We start from the raw sequence: 16,960 nt of genomic DNA on the forward strand, positions 1-16,960 counted from the left end.
GGATGCCAGCTCATCGGGATGCCACTATTAGGCCCCTCCATGGGCCGCGCCGCTATAGTTAATCAGGCGGTAATGATATTCGGGCAAGGTTCACCCTTTTTCAACTGAGCAATATTCTGCATGGTGGTGGCAGAAATACTGGTCAGCGCTTCTTCGGTTAAAAATGCCTGATGGCCAGTAAATAACACGTTATGACATGAAGAGAGGCGGCGGAAAACGTCATCCTGAATCACGTCATTGGATTTGTCTTCAAAGAACAGATCGCGTTCATTTTCATACACATCCATACCGAGTGCGCCAATTTTTTGCTGTTTCAGCGCTTCAATGGCGGCCACCGAATCGATCAAACCCCCACGGCTGGTATTGATGATCATCACGCCATCTTTCATTTGGTCAAATGATTGTTTATTCAGCAGATGGTGGTTCTCTGGGGTCATCGGGCAGTGTAGCGAGATAACATCAGATTCGGCATATAAGGTTTTGAGATCCACATACTCCGCGCCCAACTCCAGCGCTTGCGCACTTGGGTAGGGATCGAAGGCCAGCAGACGCATACCAAACCCTTTCAGGATACGCATGGTGGCGACACCAATTTTACCGGTGCCGATAATCCCCGCCGTGCGATTGTGCATATTGAAGCCAATCAAACCCTCCAGCGAGAAGTTAGCATCACGGGTGCGCTGATAGGCGCGGTGAATGCGGCGGTTGAGGCTCAACATCATGCCGACGGTATGTTCAGCAACGGCTTCCGGTGAGTAGGCGGGAACCCGCACCACCTGAATGCCCAGCTCCTTCGCCGCTTCCAGATCGACGTTATTGAAGCCCGCGCAGCGCAGTGCCAGAATCTCGACCCCGACACTCTTCAGCTCTTCCAGGGTAGCGCGACAAGCATCATCATTGACGAAGAGACAGACTGCGTCACAGCCCGCCGCCATCTTTGCGGTTTTCGGCGATAACAGAAAATCGAAAAACTCTAATTCAAAGCCAAAATCTTTGTTGACCAACTCGAGGTATTTGCGGTCATACTGTTTAGTACTGTAAACGGCTAATTTCATCGTGATTTCTCCGCCAAAATAGTGTGATCAATCTAACAGATTTGAATAAATCATACAATTTGCCGCAACAATAAGCTATGGAGAGCAGTTGTCACTTTTTCATGCCAAAAAAGTCAGGTTTTTATTCCAGTTTTCAAGGGCAACAGTGATATTCGAGCTACAAGGGTATCACGCTATATTGTGGTATCTTGCAGCAGCTTAGATTATCGAGATTGCAGTTTAGATTAGTGAGATTAAAGCACACCGTGAGTCAGCGCGGTGATAAAACAGGGCAAGTCATGACTAAATGCGCAAAAATAGTGGGTTGGTTGTTATTGATCAGCGCAATTTCTCTGATCGCGTTATGGAAAACCCTGCCGCAGTGGTTACCGAAAATCGCCCAATACTGGTTGCCGGAAGGGAGCCAACTCACCTTAGCTAGCCCGCCGGTGTGGCAAGATGGCGCATTGCAGCTCCCGCAACTGCGCTATCGGGTACAAGATTGCACACTCGCCAATATCGATGCCCTGAGGCTGGGTTACCACCAAGGCCGCTGGCAAGTGGCGGCCAGTCAGGTGGCGCTGGATACCGCCTGCCTGAGTCAATTACCGAGCAGTGGCGAGCGCGCACCGCAAGATTTGGCCTACTGGCAGCAGCAGCTTTCGGTGCTGGATCTCGATATCGCCAATTTACAGATTACGCCGTGGCAGCAATATGCCGGTAAGTTGACCCTCACCTCATCCCGCCAAGATAGCGCTCGCCCACAGCAGAAGTTTAGTCAAGAGTTGCGCTATCAGGGCCAACAATTGAGCTTTGCCGCGATACTGGATGAAAATCAGCAGCTTAGCCTGCATCAATTCTCAATTACGGTGCCCGGCACTCCGCAGCCGTTTGAACTTAGCGGCAAGATTAAAATTCCACTGTCGCTGGATGATTGGCCTGAGCAGGGGGCGCTTGACGGCGTATTGACCACCGGCTATCTCTCCAAACCGCTGTTACTGAACCTGAGTTGGCAACAGCAGCAAGGGGTGCTAACCCTCACTGAGCGCGGTGACGACGCCCCGCTGGCGCGGTTGCCGTGGCGTGTATCAGCCAATCAAATTCAAATTGCTGGTGGACAGTGGCAGTGGCCCTATGCCCAGCAGCCGCTGAGTGGTGGCATTAATTTGACGCTACATGACTGGGATCAGGGGTTGGATCAAACCTCGGTGGATGCGCGCATCAATGTTGTCACCTCCGGCCAAAGTGGTAAGGGCAATGCGGTACTGACCCTCGGGCCAGGCAATTTGAGTCTAACCAACAGCGACTTAATCTTCCAGCTCAGCGGGCAGGCCAATCTGGAGACCATGGTGCTGAATGCCACTATCCCCGGTGTTCTCAGCGGTTCGGTGCTCAATCCAACCTGGGTATTGCACCCCGGCGCTTTGCTGCGCGCCCACGGTAATGTCACACCAGAATTGCGGATAAGGGATGCCCGTTGGCCTCTGGCGGGGGTAAAAGTGACCTCCGCCGGTGTCACGGGGCGTCTACAGGCCATTGTCGATGCACAGGATAGCTACTGGGGCAGTTTCAATTTGCATTTGGATGGTCAGGCGCAGGATTTCTGGCCAGATAAAGGCCAGTGGCAGTGGCGCTATTGGGGCAGTGGTCAACTACCGCCGCTGGCGGCGCGTTGGGATGTCAGCGGCAAAGGGAGCTGGCAGGATACATTGATCACTCTGGATAAACTCTCGACCGGATTTGACCGCTTACAGTATGGATTAGTGAAAGTTGAAGCCCCACGGCTGACCTTGGTCAAACCTCTGAGCTGGCAGCGGGATCATCACCACCCCGCCTTTATTGCCGGTTTTGAGTTGGGGGCGAAAAAAGTCGCATTCAGTGACGGCGGCGGTTATCTGCCCCCGGCGGTATTGTCGCTGCAACTCAATGGTCGTGACCCAGAGAGCTTCTTGTGGCAGGGGAAACTACAGGCGCAGGCGATTGGCCCGATCCCGCTAAGTGGTCGCTGGGATGGCGAGCGCTTACGTGGTGAAGCTTGGTGGCCGAAACAGTCGTTAAAAGTATTCCAGCCGCTGATATCACAAGAGCTAGGCATTAAGCTGCGTGATGGGGAGTTCTATGCTCAAGCGGCCTTCTCGGCGGCCCGTGAACAAGGTTTTACCGCTGGTGGTCACTGGGTAGTCAAGCGGGGCGGGATGTGGTTAAAAGATGGCGAGCTAAGTGGGCTGGATTTTGTGATGTCCTACCGCTTGCAAGATCACCGCTGGCAGTTGGGGGCCAAAGAGCCGGTGATGCTGCGCATTGCCTCGCTCACCAATCTGTTTGACATGCGTAATATTACCGCCGATTTACAGGGTAGTTACCCCTATTCAGAGGAGGCCCCATTGACGCTAAGCAATGTGGGCATGGATATTCTGCAGGGGCATATGAGTTTGTCTGCTTTGCGCTTGCCGCAACATGATGCCGCGGTGCTGAAATTAACCGCCATCGATCTTAGCGAACTCTTTACCGTACTAAAGCCAAAACAGTTTGCGATGTCAGGTAGAGTGAATGGTGAGCTGCCACTGTATCTCAACAATCCACAATGGCTGGTGCGCCATGGCTGGATGGCGAACGACGGCATGGTGACACTGCGTCTGGATCAGGATCTGGCTAACCAAATCGGTGACAGCAATATTGCCGCTGGCGCGGCGATCGACTGGCTACGCTATATGGAGATTTATCAATCGTATGCCAAAGTGGATCTTGATAATCTAGGTCAATTAACGCTAAGTTCGAAAATTCATGGTGTGAATACGCAGAAAAATGCCAAACGTGCGGTCATCTTGAACTATCAACATCAGGAAAATGTCTTCCAACTCTGGCGCAGCTTGCGTTTTGGTGACAATTTACAAGAGTGGTTACAACAAACGCTTTCAATACAACCAACAGCCACACCGGCGAGGACGAAGGAATGAAGATCTTGACAGGGGAACGTATGGCGATGGCTCTGGGTATTTTGCTACTCAGTGGCTGTGTGCGCCTCGAGGTAGCGACTCCGGAAAAACCTATCACTATCAATATGAACGTCAAGATTGAGCATGAAATCCAGATCAGAGTCGATAAAGATGTGGAAAACCTGCTTAAAAATCAATCCAACTTATTCTAAGGAGCCATGATGAACAAGCAAACCTCAGGCTGGATTGGTGGCACTGGCGGGCTGATTCGGCTGATCTTGAGTAGCATGATATTGAGCGGCACTCTACTGTTTAGCTCAATGGCGTTTGCGCTGACATTAGAGCAGGCCAAGCAGCAGGGGCGGGTGGGCGAAACTCTCAGCGGATACCTAGCGCCGGTAAAAAAAGATCCTGAAACACTGGCGCTGGTGGAGCAGATCAATATCGCGCGCACTGAAAAATATGAAGAAGTGGCGCAGAAGAACCACATCTCAACCGAAGATGTAGCTAAGCTGGCGGGGCAGAAACTGGTTAACCGCGCTGCTGCGGGGGAGTATGTGCGCGGCATTAATGGTCAATGGATGAAACGCTGAATATCGCCATCAGCCTATTTCGATCAAACGCCCGGTTTTAATCTGGGCGTTTGATGTTAGCGCTAGCTAATCGTTATTTAATCTTTTCATTCTTTTTCTTATAACGTGATGGCCATATTACCGCAGCATCTATTTCGAGAAAATCCGCTATAATCTTCTCACCTTTTGGCCATTGACGATTAAGGGCATTACTCAGTGTGGATGCGCTTAATCCTGCGCGCCGTGATAACTCTGAAAGAGTAGACCCCTTATTTCGTATCGCTGAGGTGATCTCGGTAGGATTCCAGTCCTTCTTCATAATATATTCACTCCCTTTTTAAAATAACAATCAGATTAATAATGATTGAAATGACAATAAGTCACTCTCATAATTAAATTAGATTTCTGATTGGCTTGGCATGCTAAAGTTATATTGATCTTAAATTAAAGAGTAGCATTATAATATACTTGTTTGAATTGATGTTATTGTGTGTTATAGGACGGCGTGTTAATGTTTAATATGTGTTTGGATGGCATTCTTGAGGGTGATAATATTAAGTGGGGGTAATTATGGATGCGAAAAATAATACTATTGAGAAGAGTAGTTCAAATTTAAGGCAAGTGTTTTCACATGTGTTTGATTGGGATGACATGGATGTTACTTATGGCAAGATAGATCTAATTAATAAATCAGTACTAACTATGCCAAGTAATTATGAATGGTATCTGATTTATCATGATAATGACCTGGATTTACTCACAAGTGAACGAATGGTTCCCGGCATTCAATACTGGAGTAATTACTCTTCGAAGCATAGGGAGGTGCTATCGAAAAGCGGTAAAAGAGAGGTCAAAGTTGACTTTTGTACTCAATATAAAAATACGTTTGACATTTTATCCATTAATTCAAAGAGAAAGTTATCATTTTCTGATCTGATGGCTATTTTTAGATGGAAGCAAATCATCTCTTACTATGCACAGCGGATATGGAATCAGAACTTGGACGTAATGTTGCCATTAAGGGAAGAGATACCCATACATAAAAATGCTATGGAGGTAGAGTATAACTCGACGGATAAAGAGATCGATGTGTATCCTTATATTCGATTTGGCAACATTCAATTTACGCGAAAAGAGATTACCACTCTTCGATTATTGCTATCTCATATAAAAGTAGATGAGATATGTACTATCCAAGGGGGTTCAATTAATACTGAACATGAACGTATTCAACGAATTAAAGATAAATTAAGTTGTGAGCATCACTCATCAGGTGGGTTACTTAATGCGCTCAAAGAACATGGTATCACTTTGTCTTGTTTAGACATGATCACTGTTTACCCTTGAATATTATGATCTGTAGCACTTGCTATAAATCATGATGTTGTATGCGAAATCTTTAAATAAGGTGATATTACCAGGAGGTTGATTATGGATGTGACGAATAATGTGGTCGAGAAGAATAGCTTAAATTTAAGGCGGGTTTTCGCACATTACTTTGACTGGAATAATATGGATGTTACTTACTCGAAAGTAGACCTTATCAATAAGTGTATATATGTAATGCCAAGTAATTATGAGTGGCACTTAATATATTTTGATGATGATTTAGATTTAAGAGTGAGTGAACGTGTCGTGCCTGGCATTCAATATTGGCATGATTACTCATCTAAGTTTATGGAGGTGTTATCAAAAAACAGCAAAAGAGAAGCCAAAATTGATATTTGTACGCAATATGACAATGTATTTGAAATTTTGTCTATTAATTCTAAAAGCAAATTATCGTTGTTAGATGTAATGACTCTCTATAAATGGAAGCCGACAATTGCTGATTATGCTCATCGCGTATGGCATCAAGAACGCGATACTATATTACCGTTACGGGAGGAGATACCTACTTATAAAGAGCTTACCAATAAAAAACAGGATTCAACTAACGATCTGCTGGATGTTCACCCTTATATGCGATTTGGCAATGTCCGCTTTACCCGTAAGGAGATGATTACCATTCGATTGCTACTGGCTCATCGTAAAGTCAAAGAGATTGCAGCCATTCAGGGATGCTTAATCACCACTGAACATGCGCGTATCCAGCGAATAAAAAAGAAGTTGAATTGTGAACACCACTCACTGGGCGGTTTATTTAATGCGCTTAAGGAGCATGGCATTACTATCTCCTGCCTGGAAACACTTATTACTTACCCTTAGAAAGGTAAATGCATGTCGTCGCTATGGTGATTAAATCAGTTAAAGGTAAGGGAAAATGTGGCCCAGTAAGCAGAGTATATAAGAGCAAAGTACAAATAATAGAAAGGAGATTAAATGAAATGGAAATTTAGATTAGGTGCAGTGGCAGGCAATGCACTGGAATATTATGACATTGCGGTATTTGCTGCTATCTCGGTATATTTAACCGCAGAGTTAGAACGTCAGGGGTATTCGCAGGCGACGCAGATGGTGTGGGGGATATTTGCTTTGCGGTTTATTATCCGACCGGTCGGCGGTTATATTATTGGTCGCTATGCGGATAGAGCAGGGCGAAAATCTGCCCTGATCCTCACCAGTTTTATCAGCGGCAGCGCCACGCTGTGTATGGCACTGTTGCCAATTGGTCTGCTAGGCCCTTATACACCATTGGCTATTTTAGTGCTGCAAATGGCACTCTCTTTTAGTTATGCCGGCGAGTGGCCAACACTTACCACTTACCTATTTAATGATGCCGCAAATAATGAACGCGCCAGAATATCGGCATTGATTGTCGGCAGTGCGGTAATGGGGGTTATCGCCTCATTACTGCTGGTATTCGTGCTGGAACGATCCCTTGATCCTGTGACAATGCAGACTGTTGGGTGGCGGATCCCATTATTGTTAGGCGTAGTCAATATTGCGGTTAGTTTCTGGTTTCGGGCCAGATTACCGATTCAACCACTAGCTTCCGGGCGTTATCGTCGTGTCAACTGGCGCAAATCCTTGCAAATATTGCTAATTACTATTCCAGGCTCCGTGGTGTTTTATGCTCAAAATATGTCAAGTTCCCTTATCCGCGATAATTTGCAACTGGGTGATTTTAAAAGCCCGTATGCCATTCTATCCTCAACACTAATACTCTTTTTTATGCTGATCTGCGGTTGGTTAACCGATAAATATAGCTCATCAGCCAGGGTACTTAATGCTGGGGTGATAGGGCTAATTCTACTTTCAGTGCCGTTATATTATGTGATACGCAGTAATGTGATTGAGTTAATTCTGCTTGCTCAGCTTATTATTATAATAAATGCCGCTATGATATCGAGCACGATGTCGTCGGTATTAGCAGAGGTTGCCGAGGGGCAAACAACCACTCTCAGCATGGGTTACAATATCTCATCGACGCTAGCGGGGGGATTAACACCTCTTATTATTAGCTATTTGATCTCTTATGATCTGGTCTATGCAGGCGTTTATATTGCGTTGTCCGGTTTCTCACTATTACTCTCATATTGGTTATTTAAACCTGATCGCTATCAGAGAAAAACCGAACACGCAGATTAAATAAAACTTATCCTGCTCCCGCCACCGGAGGCAGGATAAAGCTGAGAGGGCGGTTCTGTGTAATTATCGGGTAAACTGAGCAGATAAGAAGCGGGTTTACCTCGCCCCACAAACAAAAAAATGCCAGTCCGCTATTGAACAGACTGGCATTAGTGATATGACTTCATTTAATAGTACTACTGGGTAAAACGAGGGTAATACAAGGTCACTTCCCCTCGCGCATCAACGGAGACACCCACCGATACGCGAAAGTCATCAATTAAGCGCTAATAACCTGTGCCAGTAACTCTTTCGCATCTGCCTGTGCTTTGGTGGCAACTTCAGGGCCATAAGCAATACCTTCTGCGAACACGAACTCAACATCAGTAATACCGATAAAGCCCAGGAACAGACGCAGGTAAGGAACAACCAGGTCAGTTGGGGTATCTTTATGAATACCGCCACGGCTAGTCAGAATGATGGCACGTTTGCCGGTTATCAGACCTTCAGGGCCTTTTTCAGTGTAACGGAAGGTCACACCTGCACGGGCAATCAGGTCAAAATAGTTTTTCAGTTGAGTTGGAATGCTGAAGTTGTACATAGGTGCAGCCATCACAATCACGTCATTAGCTTGCAACTCTGCAATCAACTCATCAGACAGTGCCAGCGCTTCTTGCTGACGTGGTGTCAATGCCGCATCTGAAGGGCGCAGAGCACCCACCAGTTCGCCATCTAACACTGGAATCGGTTGAGCGGCCAGATCACGTACCGTGATTTCGTCACCTGCGTGGGCAGCTTGCCATTGTTCAACAAAAAAGTCAGCCAATTGGTTGGACTGAGAATAAGTTGCCAGAATGCTTGATTTCAGAACCAGAACTTTGCTCATCGTAATTCCTTAACAGGTAACAGAGACTTAGGTTATTCACCCCTTCAATGAGATATACTTTATTCATATTCCCATGCAATGGATAGCGCAATATTTTGCGTTCTTTGTTCGATTTTATTGAACAATGATAATCGCCAAGTGATGCTGGCTGGGTTACGGCGTAAACCCTGGCTGTGTTACCATATCAGGTAAAGATTTATAGAGTAAAAGCGCTGGATTGCTAACCGCATTTCGACGGACAAAAGATGGATACCAATTAATAAAAAATATCCGCGAATCAAATTCATAGCATAAAATCATTGGGCTGACGCCGTGGGTAGCAGCCGCATCGTAACAAGGAATACTGAACGTGAAATCTTCGCTCACAGCATTATCCTCCCAACTTGGTGAGTTGATGCTCCGTGACCAACAACGTATGCGGCGTCGGTTACAAGGCGCACGAAAAGTCAATAATCCAGCGGCCGTAGAGGCCATTACTCGCGAAATCGAAGCTGAAATCGCCACTGCTATGCAGCGGGTTACTGGTCGTCGCGCGGCTTGTCCGACTATCACCTATCCTGAAAATCTGCCGGTCAGCCAGAAGAAACAAGACATTTTTAATGCCATTCGCGATCATCAGGTGGTGATTGTTGCGGGTGAAACGGGTTCCGGTAAAACGACCCAGTTGCCAAAAATTTGTCTGGAGCTGGGCCGTGGCGTGAAAGGGGTGATCGGGCATACCCAACCTCGGCGGCTGGCCGCGCGAACCGTGGCTAATCGTATTGCTGATGAGCTGGAGACCTCGCTCGGTGGTTGTGTCGGCTATAAAGTGCGCTTTAACGATCAAGTGGGTGAAAACACGCTAGTTAAGCTCATGACCGACGGCATCTTGCTGGCTGAAATTCAGCAGGATCGTCTGCTGATGCAGTATGACACTTTGATTATTGATGAGGCCCATGAACGCAGCCTAAATATCGATTTTATCCTGGGCTATTTGCGTGAGTTATTGCCAAAACGCCCTGATCTAAAAGTGATTATTACTTCAGCGACTATTGATCCACAGCGCTTCTCTAAGCACTTCAATAATGCGCCTATTATTGAGGTGTCAGGCCGCACCTATCCGGTGGAGGTGCGCTATCGGCCCATTGTGGATGATGCGGATGATGTTGAGCGCGATCAGCTACAGGCGATTTTTGATGCGGTGGATGAGCTGAGCCATGAGAGTCCCGGCGACATTTTGATCTTTATGAGCGGCGAACGTGAGATTCGTGACACCGCTGATGCGCTGATGAAGCAAAATCTGCCCCATACCGAAGTGCTGCCACTCTATGCGCGTTTATCAAATAGCGAGCAGAATAGGGTATTCCAATCCCACCATGGGCGGCGGATTGTGCTGGCAACTAACGTGGCAGAGACCTCGCTGACTGTCCCCGGTATCAAGTATGTTATTGATCCCGGCACCGCACGTATCAGTCGTTACAGTTTCCGCACTAAGGTGCAGCGGCTGCCGATTGAGCCGGTGTCGCAAGCTTCAGCCAATCAGCGTAAAGGCCGCTGCGGTCGGGTGTCGGATGGTATCTGCATCCGCTTATATTCCGAGCAGGATTTCCTCTCGCGCCCTGAATTTACCGATCCGGAAATTCTGCGCACCAATTTGGCGTCCGTTATTCTGCAAATGACCTCACTGGGTCTGGGGGATATCGCAGCATTCCCCTTTGTGGAAGCGCCCGATAAACGCAATATTCAAGATGGTGTCCGGCTGCTAGAGGAGTTGGGCGCGATACAAACTGCCGAAAATGGCCATCAGCAACTGACACCGCTAGGCCGCCAGTTGGCGCAATTGCCGGTCGATCCCCGTCTGGCGCGGATGGTTTTGGAAGCGCAGAGAAGTGGTAGTGTGCGGGAATTGATGATTATCACCTCGGCATTATCGATTCAAGATCCCCGCGAAAGACCCATGGATAAACAGCAGGCAGCGGATGAAAAACACCGCCGTTTTGCGGATAAAGATTCTGATTTTCTTGCCTTTGTTAACCTATGGGACTATCTGAAAGAGCAGCAAAAAGAGCTGTCATCGGCGCAGTTTCGCAAATTATGCCGCAGCGACTTCCTAAACTACCTACGGGTGCGCGAATGGCAGGATATTTACACTCAACTGCGTCAGGTGGTGAAAGAGCTGGGGATCCCGGTCAATAGTGTGGCCGCGGATTATCGTAGCATCCATACCGCGATATTGACCGGGTTGCTATCACACATCGGCCAGAAAGATGTTGATAAACAAGAGTATACTGGCGCGCGAAATGCGCGTTTCGCCATCTTTCCAGGCTCAGGTCTATTCAAAAAACCGCCTAAATGGAGCATGGTTGCCGAACTGGTCGAAACCAGCCGTTTATGGGGCCGCATTGCTGCCCGCATCGAACCGGAGTGGATTGAACCTTTGGCGCAGCATTTGGTGAAACACCACTACAGCGATCCGCATTGGGAGAAGGCGCAGGGGGCGGTGATGGCGAGCGAAAAAGTCACCCTATTCGGCTTGCCAATAGTGACTGAGCGCAAAATCAATTACGGCCCGATTGATCCGCCACTGTGCCGTGAGCTATTTATCCGCCACGGCTTGGTGGAGGGCGATTGGCAAACGCGCCATGCTTTCTTTCGCGCCAATCTAAAATTGCTGGCTGAAGTGGAGGAGTTAGAGCATAAGTCCCGCCGCCGCGACATTCTGGTGGATGATGAGACGCTGTTTAACTTCTATGACCAGCGTATAGGTCGTGAGGTTATCTCTGCCCGCCATTTTGATAATTGGTGGAAGAAAACCAGTCAGACTCAGCCGGAGTTGCTGAACTTTGAAAAAACCATGCTGATCAAGGATGGTGCGAACAAAGTTAATCCGCTGGATTACCCCAATTTTTGGTATCAGGGGCAGCTTAAACTGCGGCTCTCCTATCAATTTGAACCGGGTACTGATGCCGATGGGGTGACGGTTCATATTCCGTTGCCGATTTTGAATCAGGTTCAGGAGCAGGGGTTTGATTGGCAGATCCCGGGAATACGTCGTGAACTGGTGATTGCGCTGATCAAGTCATTGCCGAAACCGATAAGGCGCAATTTTGTCCCCGCCCCCAATTATGCCGAGGCTTTCCTCGCGCGGGTCACGCCACTGGAAACTGATCTGCTAGAGGCACTGGAGCGCGAACTGCGGCGCATGACAGGTGTGACAGTGTCACGTGATAGTTGGCAATGGGAACAGGTGCCTGATCATCTGAAAATGACCTTTCGGGTGCTCGATGATAAAAATCGCACGCTGCGCGAAGGTAAAGATCTCGCGGCCCTGAAGTTACAGTTACATGCGAAAGTGCAAGAAACACTCTCCGCAGTTGCCGATGACGGTATTGAGCAAAATGACTTACATATCTGGAGCTTTGGTGATCTGCCGATTTGCTATCAGCAGCGCCGTGGCGGATACGAAGTCAAAGCTTACCCCGCACTGGTGGATGAAAAAGAGAGTGTCGCGATCCGCTTATTTGATACTGAAGCCCAGCAGCAACAGGCGATGTGGCAGGGAACCCGGCGGCTATTATTGCTGAATATTCCCTCACCGATTAAGTACTTGCATGAGAAATTGCCGAACAAATCCAAGCTCGGTCTCTATTTCAATACTTATGGCAAAGTGATGGATCTAATTGATGATTGCATTGCTTGTGGCGTGGATAAATTAGTTGCGCAATATGGTGGCCCGGTATGGCAGGAGGCCGATTTTGCCCGGCTACAGGAGAAGGTGCGCGCTGAACTGAATGAAACGGTAGTGGAGATCGCCAAACAAGTTGAACAGATCTTGACCACGGTATTCAGTATTAATAAGCGATTGAAAGGGCGGGTAGATATCTCGCAAGCATTGGCGCTTTCGGACATCAAAGCCCAGCTAGGTGGTCTGATTTATCGCGGTTTCGTCACCAATAATGGTTGGAAACGTCTACCGGATACTTTGCGCTACTTGCAAGCTATTGAACGTCGGATGGAAAAACTGGCGATAGACCCGCATCGTGATCGCGCGAATATGCAGCGCATAGAGCACGTGCAACAGAAGTGGCAGCAGTGGCTCCATAAGCTGCCGCCAAAGCGCCAGCAGGATGACGATGTGAAAGAGGTCCGCTGGATGATTGAGGAGTTGCGGGTCAGCCTATTTGCCCAGCAGCTAGGGACGTTGTACCCCATTTCTGAAAAACGTATTTTACAAACCATCGAACAGCTTTCTGCCTGATTGATGATGAGTACCATCCCGCGCTTGGGTCATTACTGATTTGAGCGCGGGATTTTTTATGCATTAAGCACTTAGCTCCCCGTTGACAGAACTATATTAAATTAGTGCAGAAATAATAAAAAGTTGACAAACAACATCACCATGCTGCATAAAAACAATTCCAAACAACGTTAGTATATGCCCAAGGTATCATCATGCAACTACTTAAATGTATTAGGTTACCTTTACTCCTTTAAAGAATATTAACACTGACTGGTAAAGAAGATTACGATCTTCGCTTATTTAGTACACAACATTGTGTGTTACCCGGAAATCGTTTAATGGACAGGGTTAAAAAGGAACAGTTATAATGTTTTTCTCCAAAAAAATATCATCGACTAATACACAAAATAACGGGATTAACTCTCCTGATTACTTCGGTAGTAAGACTCTCACAGCCATTTTGGATAAAGGGTTTGCGCAAAAATTTTCAATAGCAATTAATAATCTTATTGTCAATGAGACATCAATAGACACTCGAGGTTTGATGAGTGGTTCTATGCAAGCTGATTTGTCGCGGATGGATTATTATATAGATGACTATAGGGTTAGCACTCCAGGGGACTTTGAGAGCAGTTACCAAAACTTCATTAATCACGGTGGAGAACAATGGACACATGATTATGTGGATTCTATCTCTGCATTTTTACATCAAGGTGTTTTTGTTGATATATTTGAGTCAATCCCATATTGGGAGGATAGCAGTGGATGTCGATGGGATATCAGTATGGCTTCTCTGCATAGGAGCAATTGCAGTAATGTATTTAATATTAATAAAAGCGGCATTATAGAAATAAGATCACAAAGTCAGGTCAATAATGTTATTTTAAAAAACCATGACATTGTTGCTACAAATAATTTAAAAAGTACTCTTTCATTACACATATCTTTAATTATTATGAAAGTCATTGGTAGCCATTGTTTGGTTATAGCTGATGATAATTTAGCGAATAGGGCCACTCTGCAACTAGACTTCAAGGTATAACCATGACTTGATAGCTTCGCTATTTACAATAATAAATAAATTATCGTGGTGAAACTTGAGTTCTATGAGTTTTGGCGGTCACGACGTAACCTACTAATTAAAATACAGTATATTTTTTGATGAGTACTTAATCTAATGGCTATAATACTAGATGTATTTGACGATGGTTATATATTCCAAGACAACTTTTACAACAAACAGTTAGAACAACCGGCATTTACAAATCGGCTCAATATTTCGGCTCATGGGACAAGGGATGGCTGTATCATTATTAATGGTAATCGACTCAATGCACACCAACTTTTGATTTTTATCAGGCAACGAATTGTAAATATAAACCAATATAATTACATAAGGCTGGCTTGTTGCTTCTCAGCTTATGGTGGAGAAAATGCTCTTGCATTTCGCTTATCTCAAATATTTCCAGTTGCTCATATCAAGGGGTATATGGGAGGTGTTGATACTTTATGTCAACCAGACATTATTAACAGAGAGCTACATCAATATGGAATAGATCAAGCGAGCATTTTTCTAACAAACGCTATGCTGATGGAGTCGTTTGTAGAAAAAAATAGTGCTGACTTCCACTCGATAGTGTTCTTGAATGGGGCATGTAAGCATGAAAAGATATTTAATCTTTACGGGGGAGGAGTTATTCATGAGTAAGTGCAAGGACTCGCATTTGAAAACATAATCCCTTGCGGTAATCTATTGTTCTGCATGGGTGGCGCTATTTGTCAGAATTTTAGAATCCAGCTATTTTTAATAGTGATATTTATAAACAAACAATAAATAAGAATAATATTTTTATTATATTTTTAGCAAGAGTAAGTATGATTGATTTTTTTTGGGATAAATCAACATGAAGAAAATAATTACTTTTTGCGTACTAACATTTTCTGCATCATCGTTAGCGACTGTCTCCGTAGTAAAAAACAAAAGTGCAGGAAAAGAGGTTGTTGCGGCTGCAAAGATTTATTACATCGGCGATGTCACGGAAAAAAGCGTTACTGAGTTAATTTCATCTATTGATGAGATAAATGCTAATTACCCTACTTTGAAACATCTGTATCTCTATATTAATAGCAATGGAGGCGATATGGATAGCGGCTACATGGCTTATGAAGCGGTAAGAAGCTCACGTGCGCCAATAACAACAATAAATTCAGCAATGGTCGCCTCTGCAGCAACAATGTTTTACTGCGCGGCCAAAGAGAGGTTGGCTATGCCATTGTCTAGCTTTTTACTTCATCCGGCCTCAGCGAGTAACGATACTAGAAAAGGCTATCTGCAGCCAAATCATATCGATCAAATAAAACAATATGTTGATAGCTCTAATAATGTATTTAAAAACATTTATAAACAATGCACCTCCTATAACGACGAGGATCTAAGCAAAATTCTTTTTAGCGAAGATAGCCATAAGTTGATTGATGCTAATGTTGCCATAGAGAAAAAAATATCAACAGCCAAGGCGATTGAAATAGAAAGAACACCTGTTTCTTATTATATTTTGAATGAGGAAAAGAGTGAGTAATTATATTATTAATAATTAAGTTAATCTAAGTCATCAAGCCCTGTAGCGCCTCACAAAGGGCTTGGTAATGCCGCTCTGACGGGCGAAGAACCTTAGCCTGTCAGTAAAAGATAATAACCAGAGCATCAATTTTTTAGTCAATTCCCAGCACTATTAATTACCTCTCTTGGTTGCCTTATCAATTATTGTTTTTAACCGCCCCTTAATGGCCGTGACTGCCAATGCCCGATTATCGGCAAGGTAGCGATCTTTAGCGGCGGGGGCAGAACTTTGAATTGCAATCAAAGACCAATCTTCGCCGTTTTTTAATATCAGTGGCGAGCCGCTGTCACCGGGCAATGTATCGCATTGATGTGAAAGCACACCTTGCTGCGCCCAACCGGTGATCAGACAATCTTCATGACTATAGAGCGTTTCCAGATGATCGAGGGGGTAACCGGCCTGAGTTATTTTGCGGTTCACTTGCTTAAGCGCTTGTGTCAGTTCATTGGCGGTTCCACTCCATAGGGGTAATGGCTTAATTGGAACCGACTTCTTGTTGGTTAACCGAATGAGTGCAAAATCATAGGCTGCCGCCGCCGGGGGGACAATCCAGCCGTCACCATCAGGCTTGAGTTTTTTCCCCAATTTAGTATCAACCAGGGTTTCCAGTTTAGTTATTTGATACTTCCACTGGCCATTACTGGAGATAAATCGCAAGGCAATCGCGGGGTCCAGCTTACCCGGCGGGGCCAGAACACAATGGCCTGCGGTGAGTGCCAGGTGAGGGGAGATTAATGTTGCGGTACACAGGTTGCCACTGGCTGTTTCGATCTGTCCAATGGCTTGCCATGGCCATTGAGAACTACGGGTTATGGCGGTGCGCTCATCTTTGCCGAAGAACAGGGTGGTTTGCTCGGCAATAGTGTGGTCACTATCTGACTTATCCGCTGGCGGCAGGGCTAAAGCTACAGAGGTAGAGAGAGGTAATAAGCTCAACAGTAGCAACGAAGATAAACGCATAAATTATTAGCCTGCCTCTATTCCTAAGGGGGGTATCCATTACCACAGCTGATACGCTGCTGATTAAGCGGGCATCGCAAGTTACTGCTACCGCTAACTATAGACATAATTAGCGTAGCTGTGTGTTGTCAGTAATTGATTTTTCGATAATTTTAGAACGGGCCGGGCCGTTTTACTATAAATAAAAAAACAGTGCGACCAGCCCGCATATAACTAATGTCG

14 protein-coding genes are annotated in these 16,960 nt (G+C 45.9%); 10 read left to right on the top strand and 4 right to left on the bottom strand.

Going from position 1 to position 16,960, the window contains the following annotated elements:
- Nucleotides 1-62: 62 nt before the first annotated feature.
- The gene (locus tag FFE93_RS09975) at nt 63-1,055 is read right to left on the bottom strand and encodes a 2-hydroxyacid dehydrogenase (RefSeq protein WP_138775083.1); all 993 of its coding nucleotides are present in this window, start codon (nt 1,053-1,055) and stop codon (nt 63-65) included.
- Between the two features lie 278 nt (nt 1,056-1,333).
- Between FFE93_RS09975 and FFE93_RS09980 the strand changes: the two genes are divergently transcribed.
- Genes FFE93_RS09980 through FFE93_RS09990 form a run of 3 tightly spaced genes read left to right on the top strand, consistent with a single transcriptional unit; the run spans nt 1,334 to nt 4,563 of the window.
- The gene (locus tag FFE93_RS09980) at nt 1,334-3,991 is read left to right on the top strand and encodes a YdbH family protein (RefSeq protein WP_138775084.1); all 2,658 of its coding nucleotides are present in this window, start codon (nt 1,334-1,336) and stop codon (nt 3,989-3,991) included.
- Nucleotides 3,988-4,182, top strand: coding sequence for a YnbE family lipoprotein (locus tag FFE93_RS09985; RefSeq protein ID WP_032896245.1), 195 nt, complete (start codon nt 3,988-3,990; stop codon nt 4,180-4,182). The genes FFE93_RS09980 and FFE93_RS09985 overlap by 4 nt, the downstream gene beginning before the upstream one ends.
- A 9-nt stretch (nt 4,183-4,191) precedes the next feature.
- Nucleotides 4,192-4,563: a YdbL family protein gene (locus FFE93_RS09990; protein ID WP_032896248.1), complete on the top strand. Its 372-nt coding sequence runs from the start codon at nt 4,192-4,194 to the stop codon at nt 4,561-4,563.
- A 73-nt stretch (nt 4,564-4,636) separates the two neighbouring features.
- Here the strand turns inward: FFE93_RS09990 and FFE93_RS09995 are convergent, their stop codons facing one another.
- The gene (locus tag FFE93_RS09995; RefSeq protein ID WP_032896250.1) at nt 4,637-4,861 is read right to left on the bottom strand and encodes a helix-turn-helix domain-containing protein; all 225 of its coding nucleotides are present in this window, start codon (nt 4,859-4,861) and stop codon (nt 4,637-4,639) included.
- A gap of 251 nt (nt 4,862-5,112) precedes the next feature.
- Between FFE93_RS09995 and FFE93_RS10000 the strand changes: the two genes are divergently transcribed.
- From FFE93_RS10000 to FFE93_RS10010, 3 genes are all read left to right on the top strand, one after another.
- Entirely contained in the window at nt 5,113-5,889 is a 777-nt protein-coding gene (locus FFE93_RS10000) for a hypothetical protein (RefSeq protein ID WP_049600255.1), read from the top strand.
- 84 nt (nt 5,890-5,973) lie between these two features.
- Nucleotides 5,974-6,750, top strand: a complete 777-nt coding sequence (locus FFE93_RS10005) for a helix-turn-helix transcriptional regulator (protein WP_138775085.1) — start codon at nt 5,974-5,976, stop codon at nt 6,748-6,750.
- Nucleotides 6,751-6,864: 114 nt separating this feature from the next.
- Nucleotides 6,865-8,073, top strand: a complete 1,209-nt coding sequence (locus FFE93_RS10010; RefSeq protein ID WP_138775086.1) for an MFS transporter — start codon at nt 6,865-6,867, stop codon at nt 8,071-8,073.
- 259 nt (nt 8,074-8,332) lie between these two features.
- On the opposite strand, the gene azoR is transcribed toward FFE93_RS10010, so the two are convergent.
- Nucleotides 8,333-8,938 (bottom strand): FMN-dependent NADH-azoreductase, encoded by a 606-nt coding sequence (gene azoR, locus FFE93_RS10015; protein WP_005270520.1) that lies wholly within the window; start codon nt 8,936-8,938, stop codon nt 8,333-8,335.
- Between the two features lie 349 nt (nt 8,939-9,287).
- Here azoR and hrpA point away from each other — a divergent pair, with 349 nt between their 5' ends.
- The 4 genes from hrpA (at nt 9,288) to FFE93_RS10035 (ending at nt 15,736) form a co-directional block, all read left to right on the top strand.
- Entirely contained in the window at nt 9,288-13,175 is a 3,888-nt protein-coding gene (gene hrpA, locus FFE93_RS10020; RefSeq protein WP_138775087.1) for an ATP-dependent RNA helicase HrpA, read from the top strand.
- 349 nt (nt 13,176-13,524) lie between these two features.
- A complete protein-coding gene (locus tag FFE93_RS10025; RefSeq protein ID WP_138775088.1) occupies nt 13,525-14,199 on the top strand; it encodes a hypothetical protein in 675 nt (224 codons plus the stop codon).
- A 135-nt stretch (nt 14,200-14,334) separates the two neighbouring features.
- Entirely contained in the window at nt 14,335-14,865 is a 531-nt protein-coding gene (locus FFE93_RS10030) for a hypothetical protein (RefSeq protein ID WP_032896253.1), read from the top strand.
- A gap of 196 nt (nt 14,866-15,061) precedes the next feature.
- Nucleotides 15,062-15,736, top strand: a complete 675-nt coding sequence (locus FFE93_RS10035; RefSeq protein WP_005270527.1) for an ATP-dependent Clp protease proteolytic subunit — start codon at nt 15,062-15,064, stop codon at nt 15,734-15,736.
- A gap of 153 nt (nt 15,737-15,889) precedes the next feature.
- Here FFE93_RS10035 and FFE93_RS10040 read toward each other — a convergent pair whose 3' ends face one another.
- Nucleotides 15,890-16,738 (bottom strand): trypsin-like serine peptidase, encoded by an 849-nt coding sequence (locus FFE93_RS10040; RefSeq protein ID WP_057646694.1) that lies wholly within the window; start codon nt 16,736-16,738, stop codon nt 15,890-15,892.
- Between the last annotated feature and the right edge of the window lie 222 nt (nt 16,739-16,960).

The sequence above is a fragment of the Yersinia sp. KBS0713 genome (assembly GCF_005937895.2).
GTDB classification, from domain to species: Bacteria; Pseudomonadota; Gammaproteobacteria; order Enterobacterales; family Enterobacteriaceae; genus Yersinia; species Yersinia bercovieri.